The following is a 13776-nucleotide window of genomic DNA, read 5'->3' on the forward strand; positions in this document are numbered from 1 at the left end:
GAATACACCCTCGGCGCCTGATCGAATAAGTCACTGCAAAAGAGCTACACCCATCTGCGATAGCTGTTGGGGGCCGTTATGGCGACCGTGCACCGGCTCATCCTCTGCCCCGGCGCGCCCGCCGTCGGGGCGGCCGTCGAGGCCCTCGAGACCACGATCGGCAACGCCAACACCCGGCGGGCGTACGCGATCGCCCTGCGCGCCCTGGCCGCCGAGCTCGGCGTCGGCGCGCCGCTGACCGCGCTGGAGGGCGAGGTCGGCGCCGACCGCCTCGCCGCCTGGTTCGCCGGCCGCTGGGGCGGCGCGGCAGCGGCCACCTTCAACGCCCGGCTGGACGCGCTCGGCTCCGCCTGCGCCTGGTGGCACGACCAGGACTGACTCGCCGGCGACCCGATCCGCCGTATCCGCCGCCGCGCCCGCACCCCCGACCGCACCAAGGCTCTCGACCGCGCCCTCATCGAGGCCCTGCTCACCCGGCCGACCCTGCCGCTGCGCCAGCGGACGCTCTTTCGGCTGCTGTACGAATCGGCGGCCCGCGCAGAGGAGGTCCTCGCCCTCGACGTCGCCGAGCTCGACCTGCGCAACCGGCGCGCCAAGGTCAAGCGCAAGGGCGGCGCGGTCGACGTCATCGTCTGGCAGACGCCCACCGCCCGGCTGCTGCCCCGCCTGCTGGACGGCCGCCGCACCGGCCCGGTGTTCCTCACCGACCGGCGCGCCCGCGTCCCGCTGCCGCCGGCCGACGTCGACCCCGGCTCCGGCCGGGCCCGGCTGTCCTACCGCCGCGCCGCCGAACTGTTCGAGCAGGCCACCGCCGACCTGCCCGGCGGGCCGCACACCCTGCACCAGTTGCGTCACAGCGCACTCACCCACGCGGCCGAAGACGGTGCCAACACCTCCACCCTGCTCGCCTACTCCGGCCACACCTCCGTCACGTCTCTGGCCAAGTACGTCCGCGTCTCCCCCGAGGCCCTGGCCCGCTGGCAGCAAAGCCGCGACCCGGCCGCCCGCCGACGCTGACCGCGGTCGCGAACCTTACACCGCGCGGGAAGCTCCGTCTGGCCAGCCAGGCCCTTCTCCGTTCACGCGCGCGTCAGATCTTGACTCCAGCTGGCCGCAGGCCGATCCCGGAATGCGGGCTGTTCATGCCTTCTCCACATGCCGCTTCACACTTTGCCCCGCTTGGCAGTCGAACGACGTGAGCTAGCGGGGGTGAGGAGCGTCCGCGGTCAGCGTAGATCGGGGGCGCGGCGCTAGCTCTCTCGGGAGAGAGAACGGAGAACAAACAGGTGGCCGAATCGGCGGAGAACCCGTTGGGGTTCGAAATGGTGAAGCGGGTTAAGGGGGTGGAGGAGATCTTGGAGGATTTGGAGCGTAAGTCGTCCACGTACAAGAAGATCATCCGCGCCCGCATCGATAAGCGTTACGTCGACGACGTGTGGGGTGAGGCGTGCGTCAAGATGGCCGCCCACCTCAGAGGGCGTTTGATTTGTATCTGTTCGTCCTAGTACGTCCCTCGCCAGGTTGGGGTGGATTCGTCGGTGATGCGCTTGCTGGCGTTGTCGATCATCGCGATGTGGATCATGGCTTCGGAACTGGCAGGCAGGGTTTCGTAGTCGCGGGCCAGGCGGCGGTGGAGCATGAGCCAGCCGAAGGTGCGCTCGATTACCCAGCGTCGCTTGAGGACGTGGAAGCCACGGGTTTCGGGGTCGCGATGGACAACCTCGGCGTTGACCCCGAGAGTGGCGGCGTGTTCGGCGAACTGGTTCTTGAAACCGGTGTCGACCCAGGTCACAGCCAGAGCGGGGTGGGTGCCCTTGGCCTGGTCGAGGACCTGGATGCCGGCCTGGTTCTCCGAGACAGAGGCGGCGCAGACGACCACGGCCAGGAGCAGGCCGAGGGCATCGGTGGCTACGCTCCGCTTGCGCCCGACGATCTTCTTCGCGGCGTCGGTGCCCTGTGTGGTGATCGGCGGGTTGGTGGAGGTTTTGATCGTTTGAGTGTCGATGACGGCCGCGGTGGGTTCGGGGTCGCGTCCTTCCTTGACGCGGGCCAGGCCAGTGAGGTCGTAGTTGAGCTGGGCGAAGATGCCCTCATCGCGCCAGGCGGCGTAGTAGGAGTAGACGGTGCCGTGGGGTGGGAAGTCGTGCGGGAGGTAGGCCCAGGCGACGCCGGTCCGGTTCAGATACAAGATCGCTTTGAAGATGTCTCGCAGGTCAGTAGGCGCGGGTGCGCCGGTGGGACGGCGGTCGAGCCGGGCCTGTCGCCAGGCGGTGAGGGTCGGTTCGATTAAGGCCCAGCGGGCGTCGGAGATGTCGGAACGGTACGGGCGTCGCGGGTTCATACCCGACCCCTACGTCCAGCCCCTCGTCATGCCTGGCATCTGCCGGAACATGGCGTGTCCAGGACATCTCTACGCCAGACGGAATCGGGAGCGGCTCGTCTCACGAAACGGACATCGAGGAGAGCCCACCTGGACTCGCACATGCATAGATAGTTCGCGAAGTACACGAATCGCTCGACGGCCATAACAGGGCGAACTGGCGCAGAATACACCTAAACGCCCTCTCAAGGAGACCGATGCACGGCCGCAGACCCAGGGGTTGTCAAAGGTTCTCCCGCGGCCGGGCGCGAGCTCACCGGCAGTGAACGGCTGGGCCGACTTCGACGAGGAGATCCAGACCCATCCCCTCTCGACGGACTTGCATAGCAAGGTGATGGCTGCTGTTACTGCCATCCGCCGGATCAGCCAGGGCGGCGCAGCTGCGGTGGACACTGAGGATGCCCTCGTGGCGGTCCTCGGGATGGCCGTTGACGATGGGCACGCAGCCCAAGTGCTGGCCGCGGCGCTGCACCATGTCGCTCACCACGAACCGGTACTCGTCGCGCTACTTTAAGACAAGGTCCTTCCCGCTATTCATCGGGCACCCGTTGGTGAACTGCTGCGGTAGCCGACCGTCTACCTGCAGGGTTTCCTCACCTACGTATTGCCCCGCCGCCGCCGGTGTTCGTGAGACCTGGCGGATACCGGAGCCGTACGCCGGGGCTGACAGCGGTGTCCCGCTGGACCTGGCCCTAGACGAGCGCGGCCATACCGGCGACAAGGCCGCATACCGGATGCCCCGAAGCGAATCCGCACCGCGAACTACCGGGACATCGACGCCTGGGCGCACTCCGGCAATGAAGCCCTCCAACGCGCTGACGCAGTCACCGGCAGCTCTCTCACGACCAAACGCCAGCGCCCCGCCGCGAGCGGGGAGGCCTTGGGCTACTACCAAACCGGGGTCGCCGTTGGCGAGTTGAGCCTCCCGTCCCGCTTCGCGGGCGTCCAGCCCTGGCCACGGATCGAGAATCGTCTCTTCCTGCATGCGCGCCACGGTCTCGCACTCGCGTGGTGGCGACTCGGCGACTTCGACAACGCCACAGCGGTCCTGAGGACATTTCGCTACGGCAAGTGGTTCATCACTCCGGCGGAGACTTGCGTTTTGTCTCGATGTCCCACCGATTCCGGATCCACTTTACTCCAGCGTAGAAGGCGGCAATGGCTGGAAGAGCGACCACGGTGGAGCCCCACCCTTGCCGGGTATACACGTTGATGAAAGAGAACGCAAGCAAAGGCCCGATGGCACTCCAGGTTCGAAGATTGCTGGAAAGTACCCAATGCAGAAAGACAGAAATACGACGCATGGGAGAGATGCCAGTCCTCACAGCGAATCGCAACTGGACCACTCTGCCGAATTGCCGGAATGCATATATTAGCGGGATGAACCGGCCTGCGTGAATCTTGGTCAGGAAATAAAGTTCCGCCTCCAGTTCCTCCATGTAGCGGTTGCGGGATGTGGCCGGCAGCAGGAGGGCCTGCAGCATGATCAATTGTTGTGCTAACGCCGCCAATGGTGACCACTCGAGCCTCGCGGACGCATCTACGTCGGCCGTGAGCGCGCGCACTAACCTCAAAGAGGCTTCGAGGTTCCGGCTCATCCGCCGTGCGGAATCTCGCCCTGCACCAAGATGGAACGGGGGAACATTGCGCATGGCGAGGCTCAGCGACTGTGCCACGAAGTACGCGAACGAGGCAGCCCTTTCAAGGCAAAGTGCAAGGTCGGTGTTGAGCTCCAGCGGTAGCGACCTCTCCACCGTGCACCGCAAGGCACGAGCAAGCAGAATGGACCGACTCAGGAGTTGCTTGAGCGCCTCCGGCGCACTGTTCGCCGCCCTGAATAGGTCTATTTCTATATTGGCAGCAATGCCTGAGTAGTACGTCAGATCTCGCGCAAGTTCGCGTGCGTAGGCGTAGTCTGTCGCATTCTCGGCCTTTTCAACGTAGGCGTCGAGGGAGGCGATGTCGTAAGAGCGAGGGGAGATGTTGCCATCGGTCATGTCAGCTCACCGACGTGCTGGGGCTGACCGAAAGAACCCGTTTGGGGAACTTTGCTTCGAGCCTGGGCCACGGCAAGGCGAGCTTGCTCAACACCGTTAGAGGTAAGCCTGTAGTAGCGACGTCGGGGCCGGCCCACCTCACGAGGGTCGACATCCTCGAAACAGCTTTCAAGCCAGCCAATGTCCTCGAAGCGGGCGAGGATGGGGTGGATAGTGCCCGGCTGCAGTCCAGCGGCAGCGCAGATCTCTAACCCGTACATCTCCCGTGCCGGTTCGTTGAGCAGGGCACGCAAAACCAACTGGGTTGGCAGTGTCATCCGGGGGAACTTACCCATGCCGGAACTCTAACTAGGGTTGGGGACGTGCGCTGCCCGTTCGAGAATTTTCTTCCTGTGATCACCGCTGCGAAGCCGATACGCCCGAGCAACAGGTCAAAGTACCGCTCGCTGCCCGACTCTGCATAATAATCGGCATTTGGGTAATTCTGCTCAAAGTCGGTGAGAATCCGTCTGAGTCGGTTGGACCAGGTGGCGGCCTTGACGGTCAAACGCCTCCGTTGCGTGCAGCAATTATGGAGACGCACTTAGAACGGCATCCGCGGTGCCGGAACTGCACAGCTGATAGACGCCCTGGCGAAGGTCCTGGTGGATCATCACGTGCGGCGCCTTCGCGAGGGTGGTCCTGCGGAGGTCTTCACTCCGTCCCCGAAACGGCCTTGGCGCGCCTACATGGCACGGCGGAAGACCGCTCGTCAGCAGACGTTTCGGACAAGAGCGGCGCGACGGTGGGGGTGCGGAGGCGTTCGACGGCGTCGCGGGCCTCTTCGTCGGGGCGCACGTCGTAGCCGAGGGTGGTGCTGGGGCTGGCGTGGCCGGCCAGGCGGGCGGTCATGATCGCGTCGGCCTCTGGCAGCAGGTTGGAGATGAAGGTGCGGCGCAGGTCGTGCGGCCGTACCGCCGTGGTGGCGGCCTGCTGGGTGCGTTTGGCGAGGATGTCACGTACCGCCTGGGGGTGCATCTGCCAGGGGCGGCCGTTGGGGGTGGTGCGGAGGGTGCCGCCGCGGGTCAGACGGGGAAACAGCGAACCAAGGTGGGTGCCGCGGCGGGCGAGCCAGGCCTCCAGGCGGCGGGCGGCGAAGGTGTTGACCGGGATGCGGCGCTGTTTGTCGCCCTTGCCGATGACGGTGAGCAGGCGCCGGGCCCGGTCGTAGTCGGCGTACTGCAGGCTGACGAGTTCGGCGCGGCGCAGGCCGCAGGCGTCCAGCACGGCGATGATGGCCGCGTCGCGCAGCCCGGCGCCGGCGGGTGCGCCGGCGGGGGAGCGGTCGGCATCGCAGGCGGCGATGAGGGCGCCGATGACGGTGTCGGGGACGTGCTGACCGGCCGGCTCGCGGTGGCCGCCGAACGGGGCCAGGGCGACGGCCCGCTGGTGGTCGTCGGTGCTGAGCAGGCCGAGTTTCCAGGCCTCCTTGAGCACGCCGCGCAGCGCGGTCAGGTGCTTGTTGCGGTAGGCGGTCGACCAGTCCATCTGCAAGCTGTGCGGCAACGAGGCCAGCCGGGCGGCCGACAGCGCCCCCGCCGCGGTGGCCACGCACACCGCGGTCAGCGCCTTCACCGCCGAGGCCGGTCAGATCCGCGCCCGACTGGACGCCCGCGCCGCCCAACTGGCCGCCGAACGCGAGGATCTGAGCCGCCTGGACGAGCACCTGGCGCAAGTCGAGCACGCCGTCGCCGCCCAGCTGAGCCAGGCCGAGGCCCGCGTGCAGCAGGCCGAAGCCGACGCCGAACAGACCCGCACCGCGATGCGTGCGGCCCACGCCGAACGCCACAGCGCCGAAGCCGAACGCGACGCGGCCCTGCGCGCCCAGCAGGAAGCCCTGGCCACCGAACGCGCCACGGCCCTGGCCGAACGCAACCGCCAGCTGCACCAGGCCGGCGCCAAGGTCCGCCAGCTGGCCGACACCCTCGAACAGACCAGCGCGCACCTGGCCACTGCCTGCCAGCAGCTGGAGCAGACCGGCAGCGCCGCCGAGCAGGCCCGCGCCGAGGCCCGCGCGGCCCGCGACACCCTCGCCGAGGCCCAGCGCCGCTTCGACGAAGAACGCGACCGGCTCCGCACCCAGCACGACCAAGCCCGCCTGGACCGGGCCACCGCCGAAACCCGCCTGGAGATGGCCGAGCGCGAACTGCGCCCCCTGCGCCGCCAGCTCGCCGCCGCTCAGGCAGCCACCGGCCTGGTCGTGCCCGCGCTGGGCGACGTCGACGGGCGGCACCATCGATGCCGTCACCCTTCAGGACGGCGTGGTGCAGCTGCACCACGCCGACGCCACCATCGGCCTCGGCGACGCCTCCCGGTCCCCGGCGCAGGCCCGCGCGCTGAGCGCTGCCCTCCAGGCGGTCACCGCCATGCCACCTGAGGCAGAGCATCCGATCTGACCGCCACCACGACGGCGGGTGACGACCGCCCCCGCCGTCAGTTCCCCAGGCGTCTGCTGCCGGCGCCGGCCCGCACCGGCGGCAGACCCAAGACGAAACAATGTCACGTTCGGGGTAGAGGACCCTGACAACCAGAGGGAGATCACCCCCCTCTCGGAGGGGGAATCTTCCTACTCAAGATCGCCCGCAAACGTGAAAGAGCTTCATGGCACCTAACGTGACAAAGAAGAGGCCTCCTACCTGCTGGACCTCAATCCGCGGCCGGCAGGAGGCCTCTCCCATCCCCTAAACGGGGTTACGCGGGTCGAACAGGATCCAGACGATCCAGAGCCCAACCCTGGCGATGACCAAGGCCGCCTGGACTGCCAGGTGCCGGTCTTCCCGCTTGGGGTGTTCGCCGGGCATGACAACCTCCTTGTGTTCTTGCACCTCCGGTGCGCAGCCGGACGTGGCAGATCAGCAAGGCGTTCGCCGCCATGGCGACAGCTCGCCTGCCCAAGATGACACACCAGGAACGATCATGAACGGAGGGCGATTTCCCGGGTATGCCTACGCCACCCTCGGTGCAGGAGGATTCTCTACCGAGGAGTATGACCCTCATCCCGAACGCGGCTCTGTCTCAGGCTGGCCGACAGCTGATTCGCCCGGCCCGTGCAGCGCCGTGAACGTCCCGGCATCCTGCACGAACATCCTGGCGACATGGTGAGCCGTATCGTGCAGACGCGCACAGCGCACGGCATCGCGAGCCGGTACTAGGCGGTTCGTGACCTGATCGCTGACGTCGAGCGGCTCAGCGCGCCGTCGGCGGACTCGTCCGCCTGACAGCGGCCGGACTCGGGAAAAATCCAGGCCGGCCTGATCCCGCCCCGACGAACCTGTACGTGCGCGCCCGTGAGATCACCTCAGCTGGTGGATCCCCGTTCTCGATGATGACTGCCTGACCCGGGTAGTCGGCCAGGAAACGGTAGAAGTGGTCCACCACATCCGACGTCATGTGGACGTCACGGTCGGCCGGGTCGGCCGAGTCGCTGATCGGGCCCCGGTAGGTGACGACGGGGGAGTCGAGAACGACGAAGCCGAGGTGCGGCTTGCCGTTGGCACGGCAGTATTGGGCCAGGGCCAGGGTGAAGGCGGAGTGCAGGACCGAACGGACTCCTTTGCCGCGATTGGCGCGATAGCGTTTACCGGCCCGGACGTCCATCGCATGTTGATCGTATTCGGCGTACTCCACCGCGGGAACCCGCCAGGCCTGCAGCATCCGGCGCAGGGTGTCGTCAAAGGCGGACAGGACGCGGTTCGGAATGTAGGGGGTGGGAAGGGTGCTGGCCCTGGCGCTTTGCCCGTACAGGGTGCTGCGCCGCTCCTCCAGTTCGTCGATCCGTTGGTGAATGTCCAGGGCCCGCTCGATGGCTGACCGGGCTTGAAGGGATTCGTCCATCCGTTGCCGCGTGGGCGCCATGATCTGATCCGCGGCCGTGAGTTCTTCATCGATGCGGGCCATCTCTTCGATGAGGACGCTCCTGCGAGCGCTGAGCTCGTCGAACTGTGCGCGCAGGTCCTCGATGGTGGGCAGGAGGTCGGCGAGCAACGCGCTGGTCTTCGCGGCTTCGTTTTGAACGGCGAGGTGAAGCTGGGTGCTTTCCTGCTCACGGTGTCCAGAGTTTTGATGTTCCGGTGCCGCGCCGCAGAACACGCACGTCCCCACGCGGAAGTAGCCCAGGATGCTGCCTGCTTCGGTGACCATGTCCAGGCGGTCGAGGTCGGAGCGGTACTGCGCTTCCAGCAAGACAAACCTCGACACCAGGTCTCCGACCTCGGCCAGGCGCCCTTCCACCTCCGACAGTTCCCCGGCGGCAGCGATGCGCGCGGAGACGGCGCTGCCGTGCCGAGCGGTGATCGCTTGCAGTGCGTAGGAATGCTCATCCAGGGAGGCCTGCACGCGAGCATGGCGGGCGCGCAGCTCGGTAGGGCTTTCATGCGTGCTCAGCTTCGCATGCAGGTCGAGGATGATCTGATCGAGCAGGGTGATCTTTCCCTTGTTGACGCGGCGCTGTCCGGCGTTCAAGCCGGTGTCGATGTCGGGATCGCCGTCACCGGTGAGCATGAGCCGCATGACAGCGGCCGCGGAGGTCTTGCCGCTGGCGGCGCTGGAGTGCAGCACCGGTGACAGTGGAGCGACCATGCGCGTTTCCGGGACGACGGACAGATGGACGAGGTCGCTCAGCGCCAGGCCGCGCGTTCCGCCGGCGTCGTTCTTGCGGACGCGCAGCTCGCTCAGACCCAGTTCGGCCAGCAGCAGCAGGGAGAGACTGTGCTTGCTGCGCGCCGTGTGTGCGGCTTTGACCTCGGCGTCCGGGGGCCGGGTCACCAGGGTTCGCACGTCTTCGCGGTAGATCCGGATGGAATTGCCCTCGAGCGCGCGAAGCAGAGTCAGCGCGCCGCCGTCCGGCAACCGCAGCCCGAGCAAGATCTGGCTGTAGCCGTCGGCTTCGGCGACGAGGTCCAGTTTGCCACCGCCGAGCATGTATTGGATGGACTCGGCGATGAACGACTTGCCGGAATCGGAGGCGCCGTAGATGACGGTCAGCGCCGGGTCGAACGCCACGCTCGCGTCGGGCTTGCCGACCCCGGCATAGGTGAGATGCAGCAGCCGCAGATCACCCATGGACGCCATCCCTGCGGGCGACGTCCGCCGTCGCGCGGTTCACGATCTGGCGGGTGACGGCGCGCGTATCGGCTCCCGGGAAGTACTGGTGGATCACCCACTCGGCCCGCTCACGCAACGAACCGACGTACGGGGCCTCCAACACGTCGACGAACGCCGGGCCTTGATCGGTGGCCGCGTACATCAGCCCTTGCCGATGGTCCACGATCCCCGCCAGGCCGGCCCGGATCAACACCAGCAGCGCCTGTTCCAGCAGGGCTCGTTTCCTGCCGAGTTCACCCGCCCGCCCGGGCAGATCGGGGTGCAGGCTCGGCGGGCCATCGAACTCGCCGCTGTGCAGCAACACGTAGTCCAGCACGGCCAACTGGGCAAGGTCCAGCGGTTCAGGGTGGCTCTCGGCCAGCAGGACCAGGGCGCGCACGCCCACCTCGAGCGGGCTGTTGAGCGGATTCACGTCTCCTCCTCCCGGCACCAGATCAGGCGGTCGCCGTTGGCGAGGTGATGGCATATCCCCTTGCGGGTCAGCGGCTGCACGAAGGGCGTCAGGATCGTCGGGGTCACCTGCACACTCCCGGCAGCCTCCGCGACGGCTGCATGCCGCTCCCACCCGTTGGGATAGGCGCGTTCGGCGACCTCCACCACGATGTCGAAGACGTCCTCTTGGAGCCTGTCGAAGTACTCGGGCAGGGTCGAGTCGCGGGCGAAGGCGCGCAGCGATTCCGCGGCGAAGAAGGCCACCCGCTGTCGCTTGAGGTGGGCATCCGCCTCCTCGACGGAGCTCACCTGCTCCAGGTCGGTGACCCGGCCGGGATACCGCTCGCGGTAGACGTCGAGGAGATGCCGGACATAGCGCGCCTCGTCGGCGCGGTGCTGAGCGGGTGGCTGGATCATGTCGGGCCCGCGGCTCAGCGGAGCGTGCGGGAACCGCTCGGCCCAGTGGGGTGTGGTGCGGTGCAGTTCGAAAACCTCATCAAGGTCGGCGCACTCGAAGATGGAGAAGTCGGTGGCCGCCGCCAGGTCCTTGACCGCCTGGCGCCGCTCCGCGCTCAGGTCGGTGACGAACTTCTCGGTGGCGCTGTCCCACTCCGTGAGGAACTTGCTCCTGGCATCGGTGGGCTTGGCGAGGGTCTGCTGCAGGGTGCGGGCGAATCTGGGCGCGACGAAGACGTATCGGCGCGGCAGGGTGAAGTGCCCCGCCTGCGCGAAGACGAACATCTTGCGCATCTCTACCACCGCGGTGGACCAGCTGAGCGCCGAGGCGTACCGCTTGCACTGGTAGTTGTGCCATTCCCCCTCCAGCTTCTGCTGCGAGAGGTAGCCGGCCACGTCGATGCCGTGGTCCCCCGTCCCGCCGTGCCGCTCGACGAGGACATAGCGCGAGCCGAGGGCCGGGATCCACTCCTTGACGAACTCCTCGAACTCGTCCGGGCCGTACAGGGCGGAGACCATCTGCTTCGGCGACGGCATCGAGGGCATGCGGAGCGTGTGGGGGAGCACCGTCAGCGGCGGTTGTCCTGCGCCCGCTGGTTGCGACTGCGGCAGGTCCAACACCTCGCCCCCCCTCATCGGACCGCGGGCGGTATCCGCTTGCGACGCCTGCCCGCCCCCTGCTGCCGCCTGGCCGCCCAGGAGGCGATCACGCTGCTCCCGCTCGACGGATCACGGGCCAGCTCATGCTCGCCCTGCGGGGTCGTGCCCTGCCTGTAGCGTTCCAGAACGCGGATCTCCACCAACCCTGCGGTGATCGACGGTCCGCGTCAAGACCAGTTTCATAACAGCGACCCGCAGGGGACGGCCAGCCGCTCGATGTGCACGCCCGGAGTTCGCCGAATGCTCCGCGATGAGTGGTGCGCGCACTTCGGTGCTGCGCGAGCAGGCAGAACGCGGCGACCGGCAGCGATTCTGGGACACCGCCGACGACATACGGTGCACGATCGAGCGCGGTGAGGAGATTCCCGGTGTCCCGCTCGCGGAGGTGCTCGCCGGCCAAGCCACCCGGCCCCCACCACCCAAACCGGCCGACGAACACCGCTGACCGTCCTGGCGAAGACAACCGTGCAAGAGCTTCACGGCGGTGCCCCGGAAGGCATGCAAGAACAGAGGCGGACCGGGGCCCATTTCAGCCACGCCAGCAGCCAGACCTGGCTGGAGTGTGAAAGAGGGCCATCTCCGGGCCACGCGGAGCCATGACGATGCGGCGCTGCGACACCTTCCTTGATCCCAGTCGGCAAGGGCCAGATGATCATCCGTCGGCGCTCGCTCACGACCCGGTCACGCGCACGTCCGCCCGGCGCCGCGAAGCGTGCAGCCCAGGCCGCCCGGATCCCGCCCGGTCGGGCCTGGCCGATGACCGGGGAGGTCACCAACCAGACCCGCAGGCGGCTGGCCCTCAGATGGCTCAGATGCCTTGGGCCCCCTGCTCCGGTTGTTCTCCTGAGGGTGCGCGGGGCTCTGCGCCGACACATGTGCTTCCCGAAGCTCGAGCTCAGAAGGCGTAGTCGGGCCCTGGATTCGGGTTCACCGTGAAGTTCACTCCGTAGGCATCGCCGAACATCTGGACGGCTAGCTGCACCACGTCAACCGAGGCTTGGCGGGTGGGTGTCGTGATGCTGTGTGCCCAGTTGTTGCGTTGCTTGCGGACCTGGTTCAGCGACGTGACTTCCGCTTCGCTCAACAGGTTGGCGATCCGCAGGATTTGGGTGACGACCGAGGCGGTGAAGTCCCTTCCGTCCAGGAGTTCCTTGTCCCGTCTTGCGGGCGGGGCGTTGGTGCGGTTCTGCAAGGATTGGGTGTAGTAGAGGCGCCATTTGCGCTGGATGAAGAACTCGCAGGCTGACCAGCCCATGACGACCGCGGCGGGGAAGTCACCTTCCGATGAAGAGGTGAGCGCGCGGCCTATCAGGGATGCAAGCTCGACGGCTTGGGGCTCGGCCTGCAGGGTCTCGTCCAGCAGCCGCACCGCCTCCTTGATCACGGAGAGCGGAATAGGGATGGGGTGGACCATGAGCTGATCACCGTCGGCGCTGAGGGCAACGACCCGTGACATCGCGTTCCAGCCCCATCCGCCGGATCCCTGAGCGTCGACGTGGATGACATCCGCCGCGGTCGGCCGTTGCGGGGCCTCATACTGACCCTCCACCGCCAGGTGCGCGTGATGAAGAAACAGGCAGAATGCGTTCATTACCTGCATTCTCTTGCCCAGCACGGCATCACGCTCGCTCTGGTCTACTGTGAGCGGATCTCGTCCGTCGGTCTCCCAAGCGGACGCTGCGGCCGGGTAGCCGGAAAAGTCGAAGTAGTAGACCGCTGCCCGGGCCACGGAGAAGACGATGCCGCAGTGTAGTTCTGATGTCCACACAGGATGTGTCAAGAGGTGATGCATGCGCGCCCCGCCGGCCGGTGGCATCTCCTGCGGTGACTCGACGAGCCGGTGCGGGTTGCGCGAGAGGCAAAAGCCTGACGTATTCGCCATCGGGGAAGGCTAACGGATCGCGCTGCCATGCATCGATCGCAGATGGTGCGCCTGGCGAAAAGGCCGCGGATCACTCTCGTGCAGTCGGCCAGCACCTACTGGAGCACCACCGCCGACACCTCGCCGAGCCACGCCCGGTAGGGGCCCGGGCAGTCGAACGCGCCCGTGTTACGGGCGACTGACGCGACATCGAGGAATGCGCCCGCACATGGTGGATCATCGTCTGCGCGAGCAGGCGAAACCGCGCGGCCCGGCAGCGATTCCGGGACACCGAGACAACATCCGACGTGCGATCGAGCGCGGTGCGGAGATTCCCGGTATCCCGCTCGCGGAGGTGCTCGCCAGCCGAGCCGCCCCGCGCCAGTCGACCAGACCGGCTGACGAACGCCTCAGATCGTCATCCACCCGGGAAACCCTGGTGGACGACGGTCGTGCACGAGTTCCACGGCGGCGCCCCCCGGGGACGCATCCCGCAGCGGCGAAGCCGGCGCTAACGTTAGCCACGCCAGCAGCCAAAGCCTGGCCGAAGCATGGGCGAGGCCCTGTCGTCGCGAGCGGCGTGGGAGGGCGGCAGGGGAGAAGCGGGCCGGGTCCTTGGCAAACAGCGGGCATCCGCGTCCCGCTCCCCCGGCTCGACGGCCTGTCCGCGTACGACCTCGCATGACGGTGGTCGTATGCCGACACCAGCCGGACCTCGCCGCCGTCGCGGGCGGCGGCGGTCTCGGCCGGAACGCGCTCGCGGTGATACCGGGTGCGGTGATCGGCGCTGCAGTCCAGCGCGTCGGCGCGCTTGCCCGGCGGCAGCGCGCCGCCGCAGTAGCGGCAGG

14 protein-coding genes are annotated in these 13776 nt (G+C 67.3%); 6 read left to right on the top strand and 8 right to left on the bottom strand.

Features of this window, described 5'->3' with window-relative positions:
- Window positions 1-78 precede the first annotated feature (78 nt).
- From ABFX54_RS53600 to ABFX54_RS53610, 3 genes are all read left to right on the top strand, one after another.
- A complete protein-coding gene (locus tag ABFX54_RS53600) occupies window positions 79-378 on the top strand; it encodes a hypothetical protein (protein WP_346115049.1) in 300 nt (99 codons plus the stop codon).
- Window positions 379-465: 87 nt separating this feature from the next.
- Window positions 466-1017: a tyrosine-type recombinase/integrase gene (locus ABFX54_RS53605; protein ID WP_346115062.1), complete on the top strand. Its 552-nt coding sequence runs from the start codon at window positions 466-468 to the stop codon at window positions 1015-1017.
- 269 nt (window positions 1018-1286) lie between these two features.
- Window positions 1287-1505 carry a hypothetical protein gene (locus tag ABFX54_RS53610; protein WP_346115050.1) on the top strand — a complete coding sequence of 73 codons (219 nt, stop codon included), beginning with the start codon at window positions 1287-1289 and terminating at the stop codon, window positions 1503-1505.
- On the opposite strand, the gene ABFX54_RS53615 is transcribed toward ABFX54_RS53610, so the two are convergent.
- Window positions 1502-2341 carry an IS5 family transposase gene (locus tag ABFX54_RS53615; protein ID WP_346115051.1) on the bottom strand — a complete coding sequence of 280 codons (840 nt, stop codon included), beginning with the start codon at window positions 2339-2341 and terminating at the stop codon, window positions 1502-1504. The two genes, ABFX54_RS53610 and ABFX54_RS53615, sit on opposite strands and share 4 nt — an antisense overlap.
- A gap of 301 nt (window positions 2342-2642) precedes the next feature.
- On the opposite strand from ABFX54_RS53615, the gene ABFX54_RS53620 reads away from it, so the two are divergent.
- A complete protein-coding gene (locus tag ABFX54_RS53620; protein WP_346115052.1) occupies window positions 2643-2894 on the top strand; it encodes a hypothetical protein in 252 nt (83 codons plus the stop codon).
- A gap of 565 nt (window positions 2895-3459) precedes the next feature.
- Here the strand turns inward: ABFX54_RS53620 and ABFX54_RS53625 are convergent.
- The 3 genes from ABFX54_RS53625 to ABFX54_RS53635 form a co-directional block, all read right to left on the bottom strand.
- Window positions 3460-4377, bottom strand: a complete 918-nt coding sequence (locus ABFX54_RS53625) for a hypothetical protein (RefSeq protein WP_346115053.1) — start codon at window positions 4375-4377, stop codon at window positions 3460-3462.
- Complete coding sequence (locus ABFX54_RS53630) at window positions 4374-4712, bottom strand: PadR family transcriptional regulator (RefSeq protein WP_346115054.1); 339 nt, start codon at window positions 4710-4712, stop codon at window positions 4374-4376. The genes ABFX54_RS53625 and ABFX54_RS53630 overlap by 4 nt, the downstream gene beginning before the upstream one ends.
- Window positions 4713-5070: 358 nt before the next feature.
- The gene (locus tag ABFX54_RS53635; protein ID WP_346115055.1) at window positions 5071-5991 is read right to left on the bottom strand and encodes a tyrosine-type recombinase/integrase; all 921 of its coding nucleotides are present in this window, start codon (window positions 5989-5991) and stop codon (window positions 5071-5073) included.
- On the opposite strand from ABFX54_RS53635, the gene ABFX54_RS53640 reads away from it, so the two are divergent.
- Window positions 5960-6793, top strand: coding sequence for a hypothetical protein (locus ABFX54_RS53640; RefSeq protein WP_346115056.1), 834 nt, complete (start codon window positions 5960-5962; stop codon window positions 6791-6793). The genes ABFX54_RS53635 and ABFX54_RS53640 overlap by 32 nt on opposite strands.
- Window positions 6794-7602: 809 nt before the next feature.
- Here the strand turns inward: ABFX54_RS53640 and ABFX54_RS53645 are convergent.
- Genes ABFX54_RS53645 through ABFX54_RS53655 form a run of 3 tightly spaced genes read right to left on the bottom strand, consistent with a single transcriptional unit; the run spans window position 7603 to window position 10953 of the window.
- The gene (locus ABFX54_RS53645) at window positions 7603-9477 is read right to left on the bottom strand and encodes a P-loop NTPase family protein (RefSeq protein WP_346115057.1); all 1875 of its coding nucleotides are present in this window, start codon (window positions 9475-9477) and stop codon (window positions 7603-7605) included.
- Complete coding sequence (locus ABFX54_RS53650) at window positions 9470-9931, bottom strand: ABC-three component system middle component 2 (RefSeq protein WP_346115058.1); 462 nt, start codon at window positions 9929-9931, stop codon at window positions 9470-9472. Before ABFX54_RS53650 ends, ABFX54_RS53645 begins: the two co-directional genes overlap by 8 nt.
- Entirely contained in the window at window positions 9928-10953 is a 1026-nt protein-coding gene (locus ABFX54_RS53655) for an ABC-three component system protein (protein ID WP_346115059.1), read from the bottom strand. Before ABFX54_RS53655 ends, ABFX54_RS53650 begins: the two co-directional genes overlap by 4 nt.
- Before the next feature lie 364 nt (window positions 10954-11317).
- Here ABFX54_RS53655 and ABFX54_RS53660 point away from each other — a divergent pair, with 364 nt between their 5' ends.
- Window positions 11318-11512, top strand: a complete 195-nt coding sequence (locus tag ABFX54_RS53660; protein WP_346115060.1) for a hypothetical protein — start codon at window positions 11318-11320, stop codon at window positions 11510-11512.
- Window positions 11513-11962: 450 nt separating this feature from the next.
- On the opposite strand, the gene ABFX54_RS53665 is transcribed toward ABFX54_RS53660, so the two are convergent.
- The gene (locus ABFX54_RS53665) at window positions 11963-12949 is read right to left on the bottom strand and encodes a hypothetical protein (RefSeq protein WP_346115061.1); all 987 of its coding nucleotides are present in this window, start codon (window positions 12947-12949) and stop codon (window positions 11963-11965) included.
- Window positions 12950-13776 lie beyond the last annotated feature (827 nt).

Origin of the sequence: Nonomuraea maheshkhaliensis (assembly GCF_039529435.1) — a bacterium.
Lineage (GTDB): Bacteria > Actinomycetota > Actinomycetes > Streptosporangiales > Streptosporangiaceae > Nonomuraea > Nonomuraea maheshkhaliensis.